The organism is Cryobacterium sp. TMT2-10, assembly GCF_004403075.1.
Taxonomy (GTDB): Bacteria; Actinomycetota; Actinomycetes; order Actinomycetales; family Microbacteriaceae; genus Cryobacterium; species Cryobacterium shii.
Window position 1 is genome coordinate 1 of record NZ_SOGW01000104.1, and the last position, 22328, is coordinate 22328.

Annotated in this window: 14 protein-coding genes and 1 pseudogene; 6 read left to right on the forward strand and 9 right to left on the reverse strand. The window is 69.8% G+C overall.

All coding sequences use genetic code 11. The features are described from left to right. Positions 1-219: 219 nt before the first annotated feature. Positions 220-1300 (reverse strand): annotated as a pseudogene (locus tag E3T37_RS17425) (DDE-type integrase/transposase/recombinase); the annotation flags it as partial. A gap of 143 nt (positions 1301-1443) precedes the next feature. On the opposite strand from E3T37_RS17425, the gene E3T37_RS12515 reads away from it, so the two are divergent. The 3 genes from E3T37_RS12515 to E3T37_RS12525 all read left to right on the forward strand — a co-directional run bounded on the left by E3T37_RS12515 (position 1444) and on the right by E3T37_RS12525 (position 4386). Then, a complete protein-coding gene (locus tag E3T37_RS12515) occupies positions 1444-2925 on the forward strand; it encodes a D-alanyl-D-alanine carboxypeptidase/D-alanyl-D-alanine-endopeptidase (protein ID WP_241975821.1) in 1482 nt (493 codons plus the stop codon). Between the two features lie 70 nt (positions 2926-2995). Then, positions 2996-3586, forward strand: coding sequence for an isochorismatase family protein (locus tag E3T37_RS12520; RefSeq protein WP_134367280.1), 591 nt, complete (start codon positions 2996-2998; stop codon positions 3584-3586). A gap of 59 nt (positions 3587-3645) precedes the next feature. After that, positions 3646-4386, forward strand: a complete 741-nt coding sequence (locus E3T37_RS12525; protein ID WP_174235718.1) for an alpha/beta fold hydrolase — start codon at positions 3646-3648, stop codon at positions 4384-4386. A 105-nt stretch (positions 4387-4491) separates the two neighbouring features. On the opposite strand, the gene E3T37_RS12530 is transcribed toward E3T37_RS12525, so the two are convergent. After that, positions 4492-8805 (reverse strand): lamin tail domain-containing protein, encoded by a 4314-nt coding sequence (locus tag E3T37_RS12530; RefSeq protein WP_134367282.1) that lies wholly within the window; start codon positions 8803-8805, stop codon positions 4492-4494. Between the two features lie 143 nt (positions 8806-8948). Further along, positions 8949-10871, reverse strand: coding sequence for a PKD domain-containing protein (locus E3T37_RS17155; protein ID WP_198416041.1), 1923 nt, complete (start codon positions 10869-10871; stop codon positions 8949-8951). A gap of 194 nt (positions 10872-11065) precedes the next feature. Here E3T37_RS17155 and E3T37_RS12540 point away from each other — a divergent pair, with 194 nt between their 5' ends. The 3 genes from E3T37_RS12540 (at position 11066) to E3T37_RS12550 (ending at position 14366) form a co-directional block, all read left to right on the forward strand. Next, on the forward strand, positions 11066-12364 hold the full coding sequence (locus E3T37_RS12540; RefSeq protein WP_241978623.1) for an MFS transporter: 1299 nt from the start codon (positions 11066-11068) through the stop codon (positions 12362-12364). A gap of 141 nt (positions 12365-12505) precedes the next feature. Further along, positions 12506-13345: a DUF4397 domain-containing protein gene (locus E3T37_RS12545; protein WP_134367284.1), complete on the forward strand. Its 840-nt coding sequence runs from the start codon at positions 12506-12508 to the stop codon at positions 13343-13345. Positions 13346-13520: 175 nt separating this feature from the next. Further along, positions 13521-14366: an anti-sigma factor gene (locus tag E3T37_RS12550; RefSeq protein WP_166806104.1), complete on the forward strand. Its 846-nt coding sequence runs from the start codon at positions 13521-13523 to the stop codon at positions 14364-14366. A 169-nt stretch (positions 14367-14535) separates the two neighbouring features. Here E3T37_RS12550 and hpaD read toward each other — a convergent pair whose 3' ends face one another. The 6 genes from hpaD to E3T37_RS12580 all read right to left on the reverse strand — a co-directional run bounded on the left by hpaD (position 14536) and on the right by E3T37_RS12580 (position 22045). Beyond that, on the reverse strand, positions 14536-15612 hold the full coding sequence (gene hpaD, locus E3T37_RS12555; protein WP_134367287.1) for a 3,4-dihydroxyphenylacetate 2,3-dioxygenase: 1077 nt from the start codon (positions 15610-15612) through the stop codon (positions 14536-14538). Between the two features lie 125 nt (positions 15613-15737). After that, a complete protein-coding gene (hpaE, locus tag E3T37_RS12560) occupies positions 15738-17288 on the reverse strand; it encodes a 5-carboxymethyl-2-hydroxymuconate semialdehyde dehydrogenase (protein ID WP_134367289.1) in 1551 nt (516 codons plus the stop codon). A 3-nt stretch (positions 17289-17291) separates the two neighbouring features. Further along, the gene (gene dapA, locus E3T37_RS12565; protein WP_134367291.1) at positions 17292-18251 is read right to left on the reverse strand and encodes a 4-hydroxy-tetrahydrodipicolinate synthase; all 960 of its coding nucleotides are present in this window, start codon (positions 18249-18251) and stop codon (positions 17292-17294) included. Between the two features lie 122 nt (positions 18252-18373). Further along, a complete protein-coding gene (locus tag E3T37_RS12570) occupies positions 18374-19111 on the reverse strand; it encodes a GntR family transcriptional regulator (protein WP_134367293.1) in 738 nt (245 codons plus the stop codon). Continuing rightward, complete coding sequence (locus E3T37_RS12575) at positions 19108-20595, reverse strand: fumarylacetoacetate hydrolase family protein (protein WP_134367295.1); 1488 nt, start codon at positions 20593-20595, stop codon at positions 19108-19110. The genes E3T37_RS12570 and E3T37_RS12575 overlap by 4 nt, the downstream gene beginning before the upstream one ends. 94 nt (positions 20596-20689) lie before the next feature. Continuing rightward, the gene (locus E3T37_RS12580; protein ID WP_134367297.1) at positions 20690-22045 is read right to left on the reverse strand and encodes an MFS transporter; all 1356 of its coding nucleotides are present in this window, start codon (positions 22043-22045) and stop codon (positions 20690-20692) included. Positions 22046-22328 lie beyond the last annotated feature (283 nt).

Below are 22328 nucleotides of genomic sequence, written 5' to 3' on the forward strand. Positions count from 1 at the left end.
CGAGATGGCTTTGGGCCAGGCGCTCAGCTCGAGTGCTACTGCGGTCTGGGTGAGGTGCAATGCGAGGCGCCGTGGACGCAGGTCGTTGGTTAGCAGGCCGAGCCGTGGGTTTTGCAGGACGCGGTATATTTCGCGGGCGACGTAGCGCTTGAGGCAGCGCATGATCTCCTTCTCGCCTTTGCCCTCGCTGGTGCGTTTGACGACGTAATCCTGGGTGCGTCGGGCATCGCCGAGGCTGCCGAAGGATTCCGGGAACACGGGGGCGAATTTGAGCGTCTTGAACCACGCCTCCGAAAACGGATTGTCGTTACTGACCCGAGGCCGGGAATGCGACTTGGTGACCTCCAGATCTGAGAGCAGCGCGGCGACGGTCTTGCTCGTCATCGACGTGCCCCGGTCGGCGTGGACGACCTGCAGGGTGCCATGGATGGAGAAGGTCTCCGTCATCATCTCGGTGGCGAGGACCGCGGACTCCGCCGGATGGACCTTCGCGCCGACGATGTAGCAGGAGTAAATATCGATCATCACGTAGGCGTCGAAGTACTTGCGCTTGATTATGCCGACCTTTTCAGCCCAGTCCCCGCCTGGAAGCTGGGATCGGAGACCAACATCGGCATAATCACAATGTCGGCATAACACGTATAGACCTGGCCGGGGGCTGTGGCGACAAGTTCTGGGATCGCGCGGGCCGGGTGGCGGGCCAGTCGGCGGCGTTCCTTGACCTGCTTGTTCTCGGCCAATACCCGGTAGATCGTTGAGATTGACGCCAGATACACGCCCTCGTCGAGCAGCTGCGCGTAGATCTGGATCGGCGGCAAATCCACGAACCGGGCCGAGTTCACCACAGTCAGGATGCGGGCCCGCGCGAGGACATCGAGCCGGTTCGCCGGCACCACCACCTGCCGGGCGGCCCGGGTGCGGGGTGTCCGGGTCGCGGTCGCCCGCGGTAACCCGACCAGGCTGGCGGCCGTCCGCGNGTCTCCAACGCCACCCCCGTCGTTTCCAACCTCCGTTCCGTCAACTCAAGCTGGCGGCGGAGCCGGGCGATCTCGGCCTGCTCGGGCGTGAGCCGGCCGATCTTCTCCCCGGGTTTCTTGCCCTGCAGCACCCCGGCATCGCGTAGTTTTCGCCACTCCGTGATCTGGGAGGAATAGATGCCCTGCTCCCGCAGATACGCGCCGCCGCCGTTCCGGGAGATGGCGTCCTCGTAGGCGGCGAGGTGGTCGAGTTTCTGCTTCGGCGTGAACGACCGCCGGGGCGTGGGGCCGCCCGCGCGGGGGCCAGGACTGCTGTTGTTCATGGGACTATCGTCGCGCACGGCGATCAACGATGGGCTGGACATGGTGGGACTTCCTGATTCTCGCCCTACGTCAAACGGCGGACTTGCTCTGAGCTACTGGCCTCAACTCACCCTGACACGTAGGGGGACGGTAAAGTACGGGGGTGTCAGACCAGGATCCCCCGCTGAACCGCCCTGCCCGAGCGCGCGCCGGGATCGCCGCTTTCTTCGCCCGGCACCGTACCGCCACCCGGATCGCGGCGGCTGCCGGCCTGTTTGCGCTGCTCGGCACCGGCGCCGTTGTCGCCAGCGCGGCCACCGGCGCCCCGGCGCCTCTCCGACCCGCGGCGGCCGGAAGCAGCACAAGCACGACCACGAGCACGCCCGCTCCGAGCGAGGCGCCCCCGCCGGCCCGCCCGGTGCCGACCGCGGCCACGGCGGCAAGCCCGCTGCGCACCTGCTCCGTCGCCGACCTGGCCGCCGATCCGAGGCTCGCGAACTTCCAGGCCCAGGTCGTCAACGCGACCACCGGAGAGGTGCTCTTCGACCGCGGCGGCGACACCCCGTCGCGCACCGCCAGCGTGCTCAAGGTGCTGACCAGCGCGGCCGCGCTCCGCGTCCTCGGCCCCGACTACCGCGCCACGACGACCGTGGTCGCCGGCAGCGCGCCGGGATCGGTGGTCCTCGTCGGCGGGGGAGACCTGACCCTGTCCCGCACGCCCTCCGGCGAAGAATCCGTGTACGCCGGGGCCGCCCATCTCGACCAGCTGGCCGACCAGACCATCGCGGCCTGGCAGGCCGACCCCGCGAACCCGCCGCTCACCTCCCTCATCCTCGACTCCTCCCTGTTCGGCGGCCCCGGCTGGGACCCGAGCTGGGACCGCAAGGAACTCTCCGACGGCTACATGCCAGAGATCACGGCGCTCCAGGTCGACGGCGACCGGGACAACCCCTCGCGCAGCACCTCCGCGCGCAGCGGCGACCCGGTCGGGCGGGCCGGTGCGGCCTTCGCGGACGAGCTGGGCGGCGGTGTCAGCGTCAGCCGTGGCACGGCCCCGGCCGGCGCCCGCCAGCTCGCATCCGTGCAGTCGCAGCCGGTGTCGACGCTCATCCAGCAGTCCCTGACCGTCTCGGACAACGCGCTCGCGGAGATGCTCGCCCGCCTGGTCGCGGTCAAGTCCGGGGCCGGCAACACGTTCGAGTCCCTGCAGCAGTCCACCGTCGCCGGACTCGCCCCCTACGGCCTCGACACCTCGGGGATCCTGATCGCCGACGGGTCGGGACTGAGCGACGACAACGCCGTGCCGCCGTCCTACCTGACCCGCCTGTTCATCAAGATCAACGCCCGCGAGGGCAACCTCGGGGTCATCTTCGACGGTCTGCCCGTGGCCGGCGGGCCCAGCGGATCGCTGTCCTACAGCGACCGGTTCACGGGCGAGAACGCGGTCGCCGACGGCGCCGTCTTCGCCAAGACCGGCTGGATCGACACCGGGTACACGCTCTCGGGAATCATCCACGCCGCCGACGGCACGCCGCTCACCTTCGCCGTTTACGCGCTCGGTGATGTGAGCGATAATGCGAAGCAGGCGCTCGACACCATCACCGCAGGCTTCTTCCGCTGCGGCGACAACCTGTCGAACACCTGACCAGCCAACACCTGACCAGTCAGCCACTGACCGGCTGATCGACGCATCCGCCGAGCGAAGGAGCCACCCCGTGACCAGGGCCCTGTTCATCATCGACGTTCAGAACGACTTCACCGAGGGCGGTGCCCTCGCCGTGGAGGGCGGGTCTGCGGTCGCCGCGGGAGTGAGTGCGCTGCTGGCGGCGCATCCGGATGCCTACGACGCCGTCTTCGCGTCCCGCGACTGGCACGACCCCGACAGCGACAACGCCGGCCACTTCGCCCTGTCGGGCGAGCCCGACTTCACGGGCACCTGGCCGGTGCACTGCGTGGCCGGGACCCCCGGCGCCGAGTACCACCCGTCGTTGTTGCTGCCCGATACCACCATCCACATCCGCAAGGGCCAGGGCCGACCCGGCTACTCGATCTTCGACGGCGTCTCGGAGGGCGGGGAGAAGACCGGCGAGCTGCTCATCGCCAACGGCGTGACGGACATCGACATCGTCGGCCTCGCCACCGACCACTGCGTGCGTGCCTCCGGCCTGGACGCGCTCGAGCACGGGCAGCACCTGCGGGTGCTGACCGACCTCGTGGCCGGCGTCGCCCCGCAATCGAGCGACGCGGCCCTGGCCGAACTGGCCCACGCCGGTGCGGTGCTCGTCACGTCCGACGTGGTCGACTAGGCGTGGTCGGGGAAGGCTCAACCAACGGGTCGGATTCGGGGGCCGGCGCCGGCATCGGCATGGCCGCGGACACGGCGTACGCCCGGCGCCTCGACGGCGTGCGCATTGCGTACGACGTCGCGCCGGGGGAGCGCCCCATCCTGCTGGTGCACGGGTTCGCGTCGACGGCCGAGATCACCTGGGCCGGCACGGGCTGGGTGCGGGCGCTGCAGGACGCGGGGCGCGGCGTGATCACGCCGGACCTGCGCGGTCACGGCCGCAGCGACAAACCGCATCGCGGCATCGACTACGTGCCGCGGCAGCTCGCCGCCGACCTCGTCGTCGTGCTCGACGCCCTCGGCCTGGACCAGGTCGACGTCGTCGCCTATTCCATGGGTGCGAGGGTGGCCGCGGCCCTGGCCCGGCTGGCCCCGGATCGGGTGCGCCGCATGGTTCTCGGCGGGGCGGGACCGGTCGAACTGTTCGAGACCTGGGACACGGATGCCGTGCGCCGCTTCGTCGCCGACGACACCCTCCCCACCGAACCGACGATCGCGGCGGTGCTCGGTTCGGCGTTCAGAGCCGGCGCCGACCGTGAGGCCCTCGCGGCCTGCGTGCTGGGTGTGGCCGGCGCCACGCTCGACGTGCCCGCCGAGATCCCCGTGCTCTACGTCGCCGGCGGCGCGGACGCCATCCCCACCGGGGTGGCCGACCTCGCCCGCGCGCGCGGATCCGAGTACCGCGAGCTGCCCGGCCGGGACCACGTGAACACGCTCACCTCCCGCGAGTTCAAACGGGCCGCGCTGGAGTTCCTGGCCTGAGCCCCTGCCCAGGTCATCGCCGGGGCGGATGCATGCTCCACGTTCAGGCGCACACAGAAGTGGTGGGCGAGCCGTAGCCCGCCCACCACTGTCTGAGCCACCCGATCAGGCGGTCGGCGCCGCCCGCAGGTCGTCCCACGAGATGGTCATCGGGGCCGGCATCCCGGTGCGGCTCAGGTAGGTGTACAGCCCGAGGGATCCCGCGGACTGCAGCCCCGCGGTGTTGTCGGTCTGCGTTCCCTGCCAGGTCGCCGGCTCGGCAGCCCCCGCCTTCCAGACCTTCGCCTGGATGGTGGTCGGAGCCGTCCCGGTCACCTGCACCCGGAACTGCAGCCGGTCCCCGGTGTTGAGGGTGACACCGGTGGCAATCGTGGAGCCGATCAGCTGATCGTTGTTGCGCACCAGCTGGAGCTGGACCGCCCCGGTGGTGCCCACCACGACCCGCGCACCGTAGGAGTTGGTACCGACCTGCCGGCCGATCACTCCCACGTAGACGCTGCTCGCCGTGGGTCGGGGGAACGCCACCGAGGCAGTGAGGTCGGTGCTCGTCGAGGACACGCCCCCGAGGACCGCCGTGCGGATCGCCCCCGCCGCCACGTTGACCGTGCCCGTTCCGCCGTTCACTGCGAAGTCGGAAGCGGTCCCGGTCACCGTCCAGGCGCCGCCCGTGTCCGCGCTGCCGAAGCCGTTGGTCGTGGTGCGACCGAAGGCGTCAGTGGCGAAGGCGGCCGGCCCCGGCGGCGGCGGCGTGACCGGCCCGGTCACGGTCACCGGGTGGGTGACCGGGGCCGACGTTGCGCCCTTGTCATCCTTCACGATGAGACTGACCTGGTAGGTGTTGCCCGCGCCGTAGGTGTGGCTCGTGGTGGGTGTGGCGGTGGTGGCCGTCGTCCCGTCGCCGAAGTCCCAGGCGTAGGACGCGACCGTCCCGTCCGAGTCCTTCGAGGCGCTGCCGTCGAAGCTCGCGGCAAGCCCGTTGGGGGTCCCGGTGAACTCCGCCGTCGGTGCGGCGTTGGTCGCCGGGGGTTCCGTCGGGGCCGAGCCCGTCGCACCGGCCCACAGGTCGTCGAAGGAGACGACGAGTGAGGTCGGCGTGGCGGAGCTGCTGAGGTAGCTGTACAGGCCGATGGAGCCGGCCGACTGCAGTCCGGCGGTCGCATCGGTGACGGTGGCCTGCCAGTTCGCCGGCTCCGCGGTGCCCACCTTCCAGACCTTCGCCTGGATGGTGGTCGGAGACGTCCCCGTCACCTGTAGCCTGAACTGGAGCCGATCACCGGTGGCGTAGGTGAGACCGGCGACGGTCACCGCCCGCATCTGGATATCGGTGTTTCTCACCAGCTGCAGCTGCACCGACCCATTGGCGCCGATGACGGCTCGTGTCCCGTAGGTCGCGGTGCCCACCCGGCGGCCGATCAGGCCGACGTAGTTGCTGCTCGCGGACTGTCGGGGGAACCCCACGGTCGCCCGCACCTCGGTATCCGATGAGGACACCGACGCCAGGTAGGCGAAACGGTTGCTGCCCTGCGGCAGTGTGATGTTCGCCGTCCCGCCGCTCACCGCGAAGTTGCTCGCGGTTCCGCTGACGGTCCATGCCCCACCGGTCTCGGCGGTGCCGAACCCGTTGGTGCTCGACCGGGTGAACGAGTCCTGCGCCAGCGCCGTGCCCGCGGGGGGTGTGACGCTCCCGACGGTGACCGAGCGTATGGTCGTGCCCGTGGCGCCGCCGTTGTCCGTCACCGTGAGCGTCACCGTGTAGGTGCCGGCCGTGGCGTAGGTGTGGGTCGCCGTGACCCCGGTGCCCGCGGCGGTGTTATCGCCCCAGTTCCAGGAGTAGCCGGTGACGGATCCGTTCGGGTCGCTCGACGTGGAGCCGTCCACACTCACTCCGAGCCCGTTCGGGGTCGCGGTGAACGCGGCGGTCGGCGGGGTGTTCGTCGGTGTGCCACCCGCGGTGTTCACCAATCCGGGGGTGCCGCCCGTGGTCGAGGTCGCCCGCCAGTTGGCCGGGTCCGCGTTGTCCGCGGTCGGTGACACCAGCTCCAGGGAGGGGCCGCCGGTTGCCGCCGGCCACGGCGCGGTCGCGCCGTAGGTCACCGTGTCGACGACGTTCGCGCCGTTCATCAGGGTGAGCGCCTCGCCGTCGCCGCTGAGGTCGCCGACGAACTCGCCGCCGACCAGCCGGTTCCCGGTGGGGTACGCGGCACTGAAGGCCTTGTCGTTTTCGACGAACACCATGCGACCGCCGGCCGGGATGACCGTGCCGGGCTGAATCGTCAGGTTGACCCCGTTACTGATCTTCCAGCCCGAGATGTCGACCGCCGTGGTGCCCGGGTTCGCGAGCTCCAGCCAGTCGCCGCCGGTGTTCGCCGCGCTGTGCATGATCTCGTTGATCACGACGGCAGCGTTCGCCGACTGTGAGGTCGGGACCGGCTTTCCGGTGCCAGTGTTGTTGTTGATCGCGTTGCGGCGGTCGGCCAGGCCGGCGAGGAAGGCCGTCCGGGCAGACGCCGGAGTGTAACCGCCCCACTTGGCACGGTCGAGGTTCCAGTCGGCCTGCGTCTTGGACGTGATCGCGTCCCACTGCGCCTCGTACTGGCCGGGTGGGAGGAACTGGTCGGCCAGGGTGCGGAGGTGGCGGTAGAACATCTCCTTGATCTCGGGGTAGGCGAGCATCGCCTGCGTGAAGTTATTGGAGGTGTCCGGGGTCAGGAACAGTCCCTTGCCGTCGCTGGCCGGCGTGGTGAAGGTCCAGTTGAGGTCCCACTGCCACATCTCCCAACGGCCGGTGCCGGCGGTGTCGCGCGCGATCCACCAGTTGTACCACCCGCTGTCCTGGTGGCGGATGATCGAGTTGGTCGCCATGTAGTTGACGAGCTCGGGGACGTTCACGTTCTTGTAGATCCAGGCCTGCTGCGCGGCGGACGGGTTGGCGTCCACCGTGTTGGACAGGGTCCACGCATCCGTGAAGTCCTCGCTCTTTCGGGTCTTCTTGTCCAGCCAGGCGTTCGCCTCGAGGACGGCCGGGGAGGACGTCGCGCCGAGGCTTCCGGCATCGCCCTTGTAGATCGCCCAGTCACTGACGCCCTGGGCGTCGCGCCAGGAGCCGTCCATGGTCTCCATGATGCGGCCGAGGCTCCAGAAGGCGCCGTTCCGCTGGGTGCGGACGGGGAGGATGTTGAGGCCGCGGTTGCCGGCGGCACGCACGGTCGCCCAGGAGACGTCGGCGAAGTTGTCGGAGTAGTTCTGGAGGGCGAACTCGTCGAGCGGGTACGGGAGCGCGCCGCCCAGGTCGAACGTGTACCCCTTGGGGAGCTCGACCTTCCAGTTGACCTTGGCGGCCGTGCGTGAGGTGTTTCCGCGCACGTTCATCAGCGCGTTGTCGATGACCTGCCCGTTGTACGACCACACGGCCGCACCCTGGAAGTCGTCCGTCCGGTGGTTGGCGAGGATGTCGTTGTAGACGGAATCGGCCATGAACCACTCGATGACCGGCAGCTGGGTGCTGACGCCCGACGTCACGACGACGCCGAGGTATCTGATCGACGCACCGTCCGCGGGAAGGGAATACGCGACGCCCGCGGCGTCGGCCTCGATCCGGTACCGGACGAGATTGCCGGCAGCCTGGCCGGATATGGTGGCGGAGTAGACGCCGTCACCCGCTCCGCCCGGGCTAGCCGCATCGTCGCGGAACGGGAGGGAGGCGTCCGCGCCGAACATGACCTTGTAGACGAGGTTCGCACTCGATCCGGGCTTCAGCCGGGCCGAGACGGTGATGGGCTCGTTGGGTGCCGGGCGCGCCGGGGTGGCGGTGACCTCGGTGATTTCCGGGGTTGGGCCCGCGCCGTTGATCGAGTTCACCTTGCCGGGGGTGCCGAGGTTCACGGCGCTGGCGCCCCAGCTGGCCGCCTGCGTGTTGTCGGAGAGGAGGTCGCTAAGCTCGAGCGTCGGTCCGGTTCCGTCGGGGGACGCGGGCCAGCCGGGGAGGCCGGCGTCGGAGTACGTCACCGTGTCGACGGTGGCCGCCGAGGCATCCTTCACGGTGATGATGCCGGTGCTGTTCTTCAACTTCGTCAAGGCGCCGTACACGGCGTTGGGTGCGAACCCGTTGGTCGTCTGGAATTGGACGGCATTGGCCGCCACGACGAAGTAGCCGTGTGCGGGAATCGTGGACCCCGCGGGGAACGTCGCGGTGACGGCGTCGGTGATGGTCCAGCCCGAGACGTCGATGGCGCTCGAGGACGTGTTCGTCAGCTCGAACCAGTCGTCGGCGTCCAGGTCTGAGGCGGCGTGGTAATTGATCTCGGAGATCACCACCCCGCCGGGTTCGGCGAATGCCGGGGTGGCGACGAGCACCGATCCGGCGATCGTGGCGAGAACAACAGCGATGGAGGCGCCGCGCGCCACTCGTCCAGCCGTCATTGGATGACCCTTCAATGGAAGGTGGGAGCCCCGGTGGGTAGCCGGCAGCCCGCGCCGTTCGGGTGGACGGCGTCGCAGGGGACAGTATCCGGAGACTCACCGAAAAGCTACCCAATTCGGTCGGCCCCCCGACGAGCCGGCGATCAGCCGGTGGGTCCGGCGGAGAGGTTGTCGAAGGTGATGGGGAGGCTGGTGGAGGTGCTGCTGCTGCTGAGGTAGCTGTAGAGGCCGATGGAGCCGGCGGTCTGGAGTGCGCTGGTGGTGTCGGTGATGCTGGCCTGCCAGGCTCCGGGCTCGGTCGTGCCGGTCTTCCAGACCCTGGCCTGGATGGTGGTCGGTGAGGTGCCGGTGACCTGGAGCCGGAACTGGAGCTGGTCGCCGGAGTTGAAGGTGAGGCCGGTCACGCTGACCGAGCGCAGCACGGTGTCGGTGCTGCGCTGGAGTTGCAGTTGAACGGATCCGGCGGAGCTCACGACGGCCCGGGCGCCGTAGCTGCCGGTGCCCACGCGGCGGCCGATCAGGCCCACGTAGGCACTCGAGGATCCGGGCCGGTTGAACGTAACGGTGGCCGTCATCTCGGTGTCGGTGGCGGACACCCCGGTGAGGTAGGCGTATCGGTTCGCGCCGCGGGGAAGGGCGATGGTGCCGGTGCCGCCGGTGACGGAGAAGTTCGCGGCGGTGCCGCTGGTCGTCCAGGCCCCACCCGTGTCGGCGGTGCCGAACCCGTTCGCCACGGTGCGGGTGAACGAGTCCGTCGCGTAGGCGGTTCCGGCCGGCGGCGGAGGAGGCGGAGGCGGAGGCGGCGGAGGGGTGCCCGGGTCGGTGACGGTGACGCCGTGCGTGATCGTCCCGGTCGCCCCGCCGTTATCCTGAACGGTCAGGGTCACCTGGTATGTGCCCGCCGCGGCATACGGGTGGCTTGCCGTTGCCCCGGTGCCGGTCGCGCCGTCGCCGAAGTCCCACGAGTAGGACGCGATCGTGCCGTCCGAGTCGCTCGATCCGGACGCGTCGAACGACGCGGTGAGGTCGGCCACGGTGCTGGAGAACGCCGCCACGGGCGCCACGTTCGCCGGCGGCGGCGGCGGGGTCGAACTGTACGGAATCCGCTGGATCTGCAGCACGTTCGGCGTACCGACCACCGATATCTTCGCCCATTCCGACGTTCCGCCCTGGACGGTGATGCGAGTGAAGTTCGGCACCTTCACCGTGCCGTAGAAGGACGTCCACTTGTTGTCGGTCCGGTTGAGAGGCTGGTCGTTGACGAACCCGTGAGTGTCGCCGTTGAACAGGAAGACGGGCTTGCCGAAGCTGAGGCTGTCCGTCGCGAGTGCCGTCACGATCGGCTGGAACGCCTGCTTGTAGGTCGAGTTCCCGGTGCCCGGGATGAACATATCCGCCTGGGTGAGAAAGACCACCGCGCGGCTGCCGTTGGCCTTCGCGTTCGCGACGGCGGTGTGGATCTCGGAGATGACCGCGTTCGTTCGGGCGGTGACCTCGTCCCTCTGGGCGGTGCCCACGCTGGATGAGCCGGACCAGGTGTTGAGGTCGTTGTTGCTGCCGACGATGTGCAGCATCGCGAACGTCAGGGCGCCCTGCTGGAAGGTGACGTTCTCCGGGTAGCCCGCCTGTGCGGTCACCGCCATCTTGTTCTGGCCGAGCGTGACGCCGGGGTTCGGGAAGAAGATGGAGCGGAGCGCCGCCAGACGCTCGAGCGGGTTGCCGGCTCCGACCAGGGCGCGTGAGCAGTCGGCCCACTCATTGTCGCCGGGGGTGTACATCATCGGATCGGAGAAGGTGTTGAAATGGTTCCTGATCAGGGAGTAGTAGGAATTGGAGCAGTCCAGCGGACTGCTGATGTCGCCGACATGGAACACGGTTTGCACCGCGGGGTCTGCGTTGATGTTCGCGATCTCGGTGGGGAGCTGGCTGAGCTGCGTCGAGCCGTACGGGACATCCCCGATGACGGCGAACGTAAGCGGATCGGCCGCAGCGGCGGGGGCGGCCAGGCCGAGGATCGAGGCGGCGGCAACGGCTGCGGTAATGGCGACGGAGAGGGTGCTCGGCATACGGCGCACGGGAGACTCCCATTAACGTGGGGTGTAGACGGGGTCGATCGGCTAAAGGAACGGTACACCCGACGGGACGTCGTCGCCAGTGATTGGTTCACCGCCGTCTGGCGAAGCGAGCCGTGCTGCCTCCCGTAGGGTGGGCAATGCGTGCCTCGCCGCCGAAGCCGCCGAATGCCGACCGGGGGACCGTCATGACAACCGACATCCAGGATGCGACGCGAAAAACGCCGATGGGCGCGGTCTCGACCGGCCCGACCACCGGTGCGGGCTCGACGGCCGGGCGGCACTGGCTGGCACCGGCGGCGGCGATCTTCGCGGTCGCCTGGGGCGGCAACGAGTTCACCCCGCTGCTGGTGATGTACCGCCAGGCCGACGGGTTCTCGAACCAGCTGGCGAACCTGCTGCTCGGCGCCTACGTGCTCGGCATCATCCCGGCGCTGCTGATCGCCGGACCGCTGTCTGACCGGTTCGGCCGCCGGCCGCTGATGCTGCCCGCGCCCTGGATCGCGATCGGGGGGAGCGTGCTGCTGGCGCTGTCCGCGGGCAACGTGCCGATGCTGCTGGCCGGCCGCATCCTCTCCGGCGTCGCCCTCGGCCTGGCCATGGCCGTCGGCACCAGCTGGGTGAAGGAACTGTCCGCGAAACCGTTCGACCTCCGGGCCGACCGGGCCTCGGGGGCGCGGCGGGCGACGATCGCGCTGTCCCTCGGGTTCGCCCTCGGGGCGGCGAGCTCCGGCGCGCTGGCCCAGTGGGCCCCCTTCCCCGGCGTGCTGCCCTACGCCGCGCACACGGTCATCGCCGTGGTGTTCGGCCTGCTGCTGCTGCGCACCCCGGAGTCCCGGGGCCGGGGCATCGCGGCCCGCCCCCTGCCGGCGGCCCACCCGGCCACCTCCCCGTACCCGCGATTCCTGCTCCTGATCGTGCCCGTGGCACCCTGGGTCTTCGGAACGGCCACGACCGCGTACGCCGTGCTGCCCGCACTGGCCGCCGGACAGATCCCGTCCGCGCCGGTCGCGTTCGCGGCCCTGCTCTGCGTGGTGGCACTCGTGGCGGGCGCGTCCCTGCAACTGTTCAGCCACCGCATCACCGCGGGGCACAACGCCCGCGGCATCATGGTCGCCCTGATGCTGACCGTTGGGTCTTTGCTGCTCGCATCCGTCGCCGTGAACCCGCCCCGGCTGTGGCTGATCCTGCCGGCCGCGGCCCTCCTCGGCGCCGCCTACGGCCTGCTGATGGTGTCGGGCCTGCAGGAGGTGCAGCGGATCGCGCCGCCGGACCACCTGGCCCGGCTGACCGCCGTCTACTACGGCATCACCTACCTCGGCTTCTTCGTGCCGCTGGGACTGTCCCTGCTCGAGCCCTGGCTCAGCTACCAGGTCATGTTCGCGGGCGGGGCTGCCGTGTCGGCGGTGTCGCTGGGGCTGGTCATGGTCATCTTCCGCCGGGACATCTCGCTGCACCGCGCGGCCGCCCGGGACGCATCCGTCTGACCGCACCGAAATCCAGCCGCACCGAAATGTTTTTCTATGCATGTGCATCCGTTTTCGGGCTGGCGGGAGAAGTAAGGGTAAGAGAGGGACAGATTCCCTCCCCAGAATGACCCCCCTTACAGACCCAAGCAGGAGGAAACGATGCACAAGTCCCTCAAGATCGGCATGACGGCCGGGGCCCTCGGCGCCCTCGTCGCGCTCGGCGGTATCGCACCGGCCCAGGCGGCCGACGACGTCGCGAAGCTGTCCGTGCTGCACGGAGTTCCCGGCCTCACCGTCGACGTCTACGTGAACGACAAGCTCACCCTCGACGACTTCAAGCCGGGCGACCTCGCCGGCCCGCTCGATCTCGCCGCCGGCACCTACAAGGTCGCCATCACCGCATCCGATGCGACGGATGCCAGCGCTCCCGTGATCGGGCCGGTGGACCTTCCGCTCGAGGCCGGCAAGAACTACACCGCCGCGGCTCACCTCCAGGCGGACGGCAAACCCACCGCGACGCTGTTCACCAACGACATCTCGCAGCTCGCCGCCGGTGAGGGCCGTCTGACGGTTCGCCACGTGGCCGCCGCCCCCGCGGTCGACGTCCTGGCCAACGGCGCCGCGGCGATCACCAATCTGGTGAACCCGAACGAGTCGATGCTCGTGCTGCCGGCCGGCACCATCTCGGCCGCCGTCGCCGCGACCGGAACCACCGACCCGGTGATCGGCCCGGCAGACGTCAACGTCGCCGAGGGCACGAACACGATCGTCTACGCCTGGGGCAGCCTGACCGACAAAAACCTGGCGCTCGCCGTGCAGACGATCAACGGGCTCCACTCGAACCCGGACAGCATCCCCGCCGGTGAGGGCGGCCTCGTCGCCACCAACCAGACCGGCAAATCGACCGGACTGATGGTCGGCGGTTTCGCGGCCCTCATGATGGGGCTCGTCGCCGCAGCCGTTGTCGGCATGCGCCGCGCCGCCGGCGCCCGCCGCTGACACCCGCCGGACGAGGAACAGACACCATGAGAGCCACAGCGGGCAGCATCCCAGCGCTCGCTGTGGCTCTCGTGCTGCTCACCGGCTGCACCCCCGCCCCGGGCGAAGCCCCGAGTGCGCCCTGGAACTGATCTCGCTCCAGCACACGGTGGCCGTCGGCCGGTCCGTCCGCACAGTGCGACTCGTCGAGCCCGGCGACCAGGTCTGGGGGCGGATCCACTCCGCACTCGGCCTGACCGACGCCGTTGCCGCGTCGCCGCGGCTCGCCGACTACGCTTCGGCGGCCGAGCCGGCCGAGCCGGCCGAGCCGGCCGAGCCGGTAGCGGAGGCCGAGCCGGCCGCGCTCACCGAACCTGCCGAGCCGGCCGAGCTCGCCGAACCGGGAGCGGAGTCCGAGCCGTCCGCAGCTGCAGAGCCTGCCGAGCCGGGAGCGAGAGCCGAGCCGTCGGCAACTGCCGAGCCCGAGCCCGAGCGCGCCGCCGTAGCCGAGCCTGGACCGACCCCTGGTCCTGACCAGGCGGGACAGTCGGCATCCGTCACCGATATCGGGGCCGGGTCGCGATCGCACGCCCGTCACCGTCGTCGCCGGGTCTGGCTGCCCGTGGCGGTGGCGGCGGGAATCGTCGGCCTCGTCGGAGGAATCGGCGGCGGAATCTGGTGGGAATCCCTCCGGCAACAGGCCCCGGCACCGGTGATTGCGACGGCCGAACTGGACCCGTTCCCCGGCTGGACGGCCAGCGGCGTCGCCCAGGTCGAGAAGACGGCCGATGGCCACCGCGAGGTGGTGGTCGATGTCACCGGGGCGACGGATGCCGGGCTCCGGGAAGTGTGGCTGATCAAGTCGGACGCGTCCGGGCTGATCAGCATCGGCCTGCTCGACGGTGACAGTGGCCACTTCGCCATTCCGGACGGAGTGGACCTGTCCGAGTTCCCGCTGGTCGACGTGTCCGCCGAGCCCGACGACGGCAACCCGGCGCACTCCGGCGACGCCGGCGTGCGCGGCGAGCTCCGCACAGTCTGACCCGCTGACCCGCTCCGCCCCACCCTCTCCGCAGAGTCTGACCCGCCCGCAGTCCGCCCCCGATAGTGCCCGTTCCGGTCGAGAGTGCCCGTTCCAACGGGCACTCTCGACCGGAACGGGCACACTCACGAGACGGGGAGCGGCCGGAACGGGCGGCCGGAGTGGGCCGCTAGAGCGTGTTGCCCAGCTTGAAGCCGTGCTCGACGTCGTCCTTACGGGTGTACGAGAAGCCGTCGGCGCCGACCGTGACGGCCATCTCGCTGGACTCGGTGCGGGCGATCACCGGCTGCGGGTTGCCGTCCAGGTCGAGCACGAGCGAGGCATCCGTGTACCAGCTGGGCACGACCGGGTTGCCCCACCAGTCGCGGCGCTGGTTGTCGTGCACGTCCCAGGTGACGACGGGGTTGTCCGGGTCGCCGGTGTAGTAGTCCTGCGTGTAGATCTCCACCCGGTGGCCGTCGGGGTCGCGCAGGTAGAGGTAGAACGCGTTCGAGACGCCGTGGCGGCCCGGGCCGCGCTCGATCACGTCGGACATCCGCAGGGCGCCGAGCTTGTCGCAGATGTAGATGATGTTGTGCTTCTCGTGCGTGGAGAAGGCGATGTGGTGCATCCGCGGGCCGTCGCCGCCGGTCAGGGCGGTGTCGTGCACGGTGTCCTTGCGGCGCATCCAGGCCGCGTAGGTGACGCCGTCATCGTCCTGGATGTCTTCGGTGACCCGGAAGCCGAGGTCCTCGAGGTAGCCGCGGCCGCGTCCCACGTCGGGGGTGACCTGGTTGAAGTGGTCCAGGCGCACCAGGGCGCCGGGGCCCTGCAGGTCGTAGCGCCAGGCGAGGCGTTCGACGTGCTCCACGGAGTAGAAGAACTCGTAGGGGAAGCCGAGCGGGTCCTCGACCCGCACGGAGTCTCCGATGCCCTTGACGAACCCGTTCGTGCGGCGCTCGGTGCGGCAGCCGAGCTCCTGGTACCAGGCCTCGGCCAGGCCCACATCTTCGGGGGCGCGCACCCGGAACGCCATCGCGGCGACGGCGGCGACGGGGCCCTGGCGCAGCACGAGGTTGTGGTGGATGAACTCCTCGAAGCTGCGCAGGTAGATTTCGGTGTCGCTCTCCTCGGTCACGACGAGGCCGAGCACGTCGACGTAGAACGCGCGCGAGCGGGCCAGGTCGGTGACGACGATGTCCATGTAGGCGCAGCGCAGGATGTCCGGCGGGGTCGCGGTGGGCGTGGGGATGGGGGTGGTGGTCATGGAATCCTCCTCGTTGAGTTTCAGTCGTTTGGCGTAGTGGCGGGGAATCAGGTGAGGGGTCCCAAATCGACCTTCGCAGGGCCAAGGAAGGTCGATATGGGACCCCTCACGCGATCGGAAGGGGGTTAGTGCGCGCCGAAGCGGGCGGTGTGCACGGACCCGAGGGTCACGTGCACGGCCTGCTGCTCGGTGTAGAAGTCGATCGACCGGTAGCCGCCCTCGTGGCCGAGACCGGAGGCCTTCACCCCGCCGAACGGGGTGCGCAGGTCCCGCACATTGTGCGAGTTGAGCCAGACCATGCCGGCCTCGATCGACTGCGCGAAGGTGTGCGCCCGGGTGAGGTTGCTGGTCCAGATGTAGGCGGCCAGGCCGTACTTGACGCCGTTGGCCAGCTCGAGGGCCTCCTCGTCGGTGTCGAACGGGGTGATCGCCACGACGGGTCCGAAGATCTCCTCCTGGAAGATGCGGGCGGTCGGGGCGACATCCGCGAACACGGTCGGGGAGACGTAGTTGCCCTCCGGCAGGTTCTCCGGGCGACCGCCACCGGCGAGCAGCCGGCCCTCGGACTTGCCGATCTCGACGTAGCTCATCACCTTCGCGTAGTGCTCGGGGTGCACGAGCGCGCCGACCTCGGTCTTCGGATCGTGCGGGTCGCCGACCACGATGTTGGCTGCGCGGGCCGCGTAGCGGTCGCAGAAGTCCTCGTAGATGGGGCGTTCCACCAGGATCCGGCTGCTGGCAGTGCAGCGCTCGCCGTTGAGCGAGAACACCCCGAACAGGGTCGAGTCGAGCGCGGCATCGAGGTCGGCGTCGGCGAAGACGACGGCCGGGGACTTGCCGCCGAGCTCCATCGACATGCCCTTGAGGTTCGCGGCGCAGTTGCGGTAGATGGTCTGGCCCGTGGTCGTCTCGCCGGTGAACGAGATGAGGGGGACATCCGGATGCTTGACCAGCGCGTCGCCGGCCTCTTCACCGAGCCCGTTGACCAGGTTGAACACCCCGTCGGGCAGCCCGGCGGCGCGGAAGATCTCGGCCCACAGGCTCGCCGACAGCGGCGTGAACTCGGCTGGCTTGAGCACGACCGTGCAGCCGGAGGCCAGCGCGGGGGCGAGCTTCCAGCTCTCCAGCATGAAGGGGGTGTTCCACGGGGTGATCAGTCCGGCCACGCCGACCGGCTTGCGGAAGACGTAGTTGATCTGGCTGCCCGGCACCTGGTAGGTGTCGTCGGTCTGCGCCACGATCAGGTCGGCGAAGAAACGGAAGTTCTCCGCCGCGCGCTTCGCCTGGCCCAGGGCCTGGGTGATCGGGAGGCCGGTGTCGAACGTCTCGAGTTCGGCGAGGCGGGCGTCCTGGGCCTCGACGGCATCCGCGATCTTGTTCAGGATGCGGGAGCGCTCGCGCGGCTTCATGCCGGGCCACGGGCCGTTGACGAAGGCTTCGGTCGCGGCGGCGACGGCGAGGTCGATGTCTTCCTTCTGGCCGGCGGCGGCGGTGGCGTAGGTCTGGTTCGACACCGGGTCGAGCACATCGAAGGTCGCCCCGGAGACGCTGTCGACGAAGCGTCCGCCGATGAAGTGCTGGATGCGGGTGGGCAGGTTTTCGGGCACGTGCCGGCTGACCGGCGTGGTCGCCGTCGCCGTTGCGGTGGCTGGCGCTGTCTGGACTGTCTCGGTCATGGCTCAGGCCGCCTTCGGGGTGAAGCCGGCGACCTGAAAGCCGTCGACGGGGGAGAGGTACGGTTCGCCGGCGGCCAGGAGCGTCTTCATCTTCGCGATGCCCGCATCCGTCGGGGTGATCAGCGGTGGGCGCACGAAGCCGCTCTCGATCAGGCCGCGCTGTTCGAGCACCCACTTGCCCGGTGCCGGGTTGGTCTCGACGAAGAGCAGGTCGACGAGGGGGTGCAGGCCATAGTGGATGCGGCGGGCCGTCTCGATGTCGCCGGCCATCCATGCGTTGTACATCTCGACGTGCGCGACCGGCGCGATGTTGCTGGTGGCGCTGATGTAGCCGATGCCGCCGAGGGCCATCAGGGGCAGGCAGAGCAGTTCGATGCCGCTCCAGACCAGCAGCTCGGGGCCGCAGAGTTGCAGCACCCGGGAGAAGTGCTCGAAGTCCTTGGTGGTCTCCTTGACGCCGACGAAGTTGTCGAAGTCGCGGTAGAGCCGATTGATGGTCTCCGGGGCGATGTCCACGGCGGTGCGGCTGGGCACGTTGTAGGCCACGATCGGCAGGTCCGGGAACTCCTCGGCGACGGTCTTGTACCAGACGTAGAGGGCTTCCTGGGTGGGCCGGGCGTAGTAGGGGGTGATGATCAGGGCGGCGTCGACGCCGGCGTCCCGGGCCGCGGCGGTCAGCTCGAGGGTCTCGTCGAGCTTGGCGGAACCGGTGCCGGGCATGAAGGGCACCCGGTCGCCGATCGCGGCGGCGACCGTGCGGATGGCGGCGGCGCGCTCGGCGATGGTCTGCGAGCTCGGCTCGCCGGTGGAGCCGCCGAGCGAGATGCCGTGGGTGCCGGAGGCGAGCTGCCAGTTCACCAGGTTGGTGAGTCCGGCGTGGTCGACGGCGCCGTCGGCGGTGAACGGGCTCATCAGCGGCGCGATGGAGCCCTTGATCTGGCTCGGGTCGGTGCGGAACTTCATTGTTTTTCCCTTCGGAGCAAGTGTGGTCAAGTCGTTCAAGACCCGGTGAGTGTGCCCGTTCCGGTCGAGAGTGACCGGTGCAACGGGCACTCTCGACCGGAACGGGAACAGGTAGAGGTGGGTTAGGCGGGTGCGGGTGCGGGTGCGGGTGCGGGTGCGGGTGCTGCTGCGGATGCGGCGGCGGCGGGGTGCTGCCGGGCCAGGAAGGCGTCGAGGGTGCCGAGCCGGTGGTTGCGCGCGGCGAGTTCGACCTGCAGGGGGTCGGCCCCGTTCTCGATCAGGTCGAGCAGGGCCGCGTGTTCGGCGACCGACTCCTGGGCGCGGCCGGGCACGAAACTGAACGTCGATTCGCGCAGGGTGCCGAGCCGGCTCCAGCCGCGGTGCACCAGATCGAGGACGTGCGCGTTCGGGCACGCCTCGAACAGGGCCGAGTGGAAGTCGCGGTTGAGCCGGGTGAAACTGACCGGGTCGAAGTGGTCCAGGCAGTCGGCCATCTCCGCGTTGATCAGCCGGGCGCGTTCGAGCGTGTCCGCGTCCATCAGCGGCGCGGACAGCGCCGTGGCGTAGCCCTCGACCAGGCCGAGGGTCTGCATCGTGTAGACGTATTCGGTGGCGTCGAGCATGGCCACCTGGGCGCCGATGTTGCGCTCGAACGTGACCAGGCCTTCGGCCTCCAGCAAACGGATGGCCTCCCGCACCGGCACCGTGCTGACGCCCAGCTCGCGGGCGATCTGCCCGAGCACGAGGCGGTAGCCCGGGCTGAAGCTGCCGTCGGTGATGCGCTCCCGGATCCACTGGTGGGCGAGCTGCGCCTTGCTCAGGGACGCATCCGTGGTCTGGGCGCCGGTCGAGATCGTCATGCCTGCTCCTTCGCCCAGTCCCGGAAGCGCGCCTTCCAGTCCGCGTTCATCGGGTAGAGCCCGTCGACGCCGTGCCCGGCCGCGACCATGGCGGCGATGAACGTCTCCTCGTGCTCCTGCACGATGGCGGCGGCCACGACCTCCTCGACCAGGTGCGGCGGGATCACGAGCACCCCGTCCGCGTCGCCCACGATCACGTCGCCGGGCTGCACGGAGGCGCCGCCGCAGGCGATGGTCAGGTCGGTGTCCCACGGCACGTGCCGGCGTCCGAGCACGGCCGGGTGCGGTCCGGCGTGGTAAGTGGGGATGGAGAGGGCGGTGACGGCCGCGAGGTCGCGCACGCCGCCATCCGTCACGATCCCGGCGGCGCCGCGCACCTGGGCGCGCAGGGCCAGAATGTCGCCGACCGTGCCCGTGCCCAGCTCGCCGCGGGCCTCGATCACGAGCACGTCGTCGGTGCCGAGCGAGTCGAACGCGCGCTTCTGGGCGTTGTACCCGCCGCCGTGCGACTCGAACAGGTCCTCCCGGGCCGGGATGTACCGCAGGGTGCGGGCCCGGCCGACCAGGCGGGCGTCCGGCCGGGTGGACCCCAGGCCGTCGATCGACACGGCGTTGAGGCCCCTCTTGCGCAACTGGGCGCTGAGGGTGGCGGTGCCGACGCTGTTGATCCGGGCCTTCAGCTCGGCCGTGAGGTCGAACGCCGGCGCGGCGACGGATGCCGGGGCGAGCCCGGCCGCCTCGGCCGACCCCCAGGCCTCGGTGCGCTGCAGATCGTCGACCAGCGGCTTCGCCCCGAAGTCCTGAAACGGCACCGATCCCGCCGTGATCGGGCTGACCAGGCGGCCGGTGCTCGGCGCTCCCGGCGCGCCCGGGGCATCCACTTCGACCTCGACCGTGTCGCCGGGCACGACCACCGAGGATCCGGCGGGCGTGCCGGTGAGGATCAGGTCGCCGGGTTCGAGGGTGATCAGCTGGGACAGGTCGGCCACGAGCCGGCCGAACCCGAAGAGCAGGTCGGCGGTCGTGTCCTCCTGGGCGAGGGTGCCGTTCACCCAGGTGCGGATGCGCAGCGCGGCCGGGTCGAGGTCCTGCGCCGACAGCAGCGCCGGGCCGACCGGGGTGAAACCGTCCCCGCCCTTCGAGCGCAGGTTCGAGCCCTTGTCCGCGTGGCGCAGGTCGTACACGCCGAAGTCGTTGGCCGCCGTGACGTGGGAGACCGCCGCCCAGCCGTCCTCGGGTGGGACGCCGCGGGTGCGGCGCCCGATGACCAGCGCGATCTCGCCCTCGAACACCAGCAACTCGCATCCGGCCGGCCGCTCGACCGGCGCGCCGCTGGAACTGAGCGACGACGCCGGCTTGAGGAAATAGGACGGCTGGCTGGGTGTGCGGCCGCGCTGGGCGGCCCGGCTCGGGTAGTTCAGGTGCAGGGCGATGATCTTGCCCGGCGTCCCGAGGGTGCTGGCGGATGTGGGTGATGTCGTCAAGTGCGGCGGCCCTTCTCGTCGTGCTGGCGTGTGTCGCGTCTGGTCGTGCGGGTGGTGCGGGTGGTGCGGGTGGTGCGGGTGGTGCTGGTCGGGTCTAGTCGTGCTGGGAGATGCCGAGCGGCACTCCGCGGGTCTCCTTCACCGCGGTCACGGCGATGAAGGAGATGGTGGCGAGCACCATGATGTAGATGCCGATCGACGGGGACCAGCTGGTCTCGTCCAGCAGCAGCTGTGCGATCAGCGGGGCGAAGGCGCCGCCGAGGATGGCGCCGAGGGCGTAGCCGATGGAGACGCCGGAGTAGCGCACCTGGGCCGGGAACATCTCCGCGTACAGGGCGGCCTGCGGTCCGTAGGAGAAGCCGAGGCCGCTGGCCAGGACCACGAGCGCGACCGTGAACCAGAGGATGTTGCCGGTGTCGATCAGCAGGAACATCGGGATCGCCCAGATGAACAGCCAGCCGTAGCCGAACTGGAAGGTGCGGATGCGGCCGATCCGGTCGGAGAGGATGCCGCCGAACATCGTCGACGCGAGCCAGAACACGGCGGCGATGGTGCTGGCGAGCAGCACCGGGGAGCGTTCCATGCCCAGGCCGCCGGCCTCGACCGGCTTCGTGGCGTAGGAGGAGAAGAACGCGATCAGGAGGTAACCGGCCGCGTTGTTGGCGATGAAGATCAGGGCGGTCAGGATGACCTGGCGCCAGTGGTCGGAGAAGAGCTGGCGCAGCGGGGCGGCCGATTCCTTCTTGCGGTCCTGCATCTCCTGGAAGACGGGGCTTTCGTCGACGGAGCGGCGGATGACGAAGCCGACGATGATCAGCAGCAGGGAGACGAGGAACGGGATGCGCCAGCCCCAGGAGAGGAAGGCTTCCTCGTTCATCGAGGAGGTGACGAGCAGCATCACGCCGGTCGCCAGGATGAGTCCGGTCGGCACGCCGATCTGCGGGTAGGCCCCGAAGAATCCGCGGCGGTTGACCGGGGCGTGCTCGACGCTCATCAGCGCGGCTCCGCCCCACTCGCCGCCGGCCGAGAAGCCCTGCAGGATGCGCAGCAGGATGAGCAGGATCGGTGCCCAGACGCCGATCTGCTCGAAGGTCGGCAGAAGGCCGATCAGCGCGGTGGCCGCGCCCATGATGACGAGGGTGAGCACGAGCATGGCCTTGCGGCCGAGGCGGTCGCCCAGGTGCCCGGCGACCACGGCGCCCAGCGGGCGGAACAGGAAGCTGATGCCGAGGGACGCCCAGGCGATCAGCTGCGCCAGACCGGCGTTGTCATTGGCGAGCGGGGCGAAGTACAGCCCGGCCAGCACGAGGCCGGCCGCCTGCGCGTAGATGAAGAAGTCGTACCACTCGATGGTGGTGCCCACCATCGTGCCGGCCAGGACGCGGCGTTCCTCGCGCCGTTTGGCGTTCGTCCTGTTCTCGGCCTGGGTGTGATCGGTCGTCAATGCCATGGAATACTCCTTCGTATTTCACTGCGGTCTGTGCTGTGTGAGTGCTGTGTCAGCTGCAATTCACTGCGGGTTCATGCGCGATCTCGCGCGATTCCAGAACGGTATCACAGATCGTATATTATCCAAAGGGGATTCTGGGCGAGGTGGCCTGGGGCGGCCGGTAGCCCGGCGGGGTGTGCGGGCCGCTGGCCGTGCCGGGCGGAATGCCGGTCGACGGGGCGGACCCCGACCGGATGCTGCGGGCGGGCGTGCCGGGCGTGCCGGGCGTGCCGGGCGGAATGCC

Coding starts and splice junctions, on each gene's coding strand:
- E3T37_RS12525 (WP_174235718.1), top strand. CDS start 3,646: ATGGCCGCGGACACGGCGTACGCCCGGCGCCTCGACGGCGTGCGCATT.
- E3T37_RS12530 (WP_134367282.1), bottom strand. CDS start 8,805: ATGACGGCTGGACGAGTGGCGCGCGGCGCCTCCATCGCTGTTGTTCTC.
- E3T37_RS17155 (WP_198416041.1), bottom strand. CDS start 10,871: ATGCCGAGCACCCTCTCCGTCGCCATTACCGCAGCCGTTGCCGCCGCC.
- E3T37_RS12540 (WP_241978623.1), top strand. CDS start 11,066: ATGACAACCGACATCCAGGATGCGACGCGAAAAACGCCGATGGGCGCG.
- E3T37_RS12545 (WP_134367284.1), top strand. CDS start 12,506: ATGCACAAGTCCCTCAAGATCGGCATGACGGCCGGGGCCCTCGGCGCC.
- hpaD (WP_134367287.1), bottom strand. CDS start 15,612: ATGACCACCACCCCCATCCCCACGCCCACCGCGACCCCGCCGGACATC.
- hpaE (WP_134367289.1), bottom strand. CDS start 17,288: ATGACCGAGACAGTCCAGACAGCGCCAGCCACCGCAACGGCGACGGCG.
- dapA (WP_134367291.1), bottom strand. CDS start 18,251: ATGAAGTTCCGCACCGACCCGAGCCAGATCAAGGGCTCCATCGCGCCG.
- E3T37_RS12570 (WP_134367293.1), bottom strand. CDS start 19,111: ATGACGATCTCGACCGGCGCCCAGACCACGGATGCGTCCCTGAGCAAG.
- E3T37_RS12580 (WP_134367297.1), bottom strand. CDS start 22,045: ATGGCATTGACGACCGATCACACCCAGGCCGAGAACAGGACGAACGCC.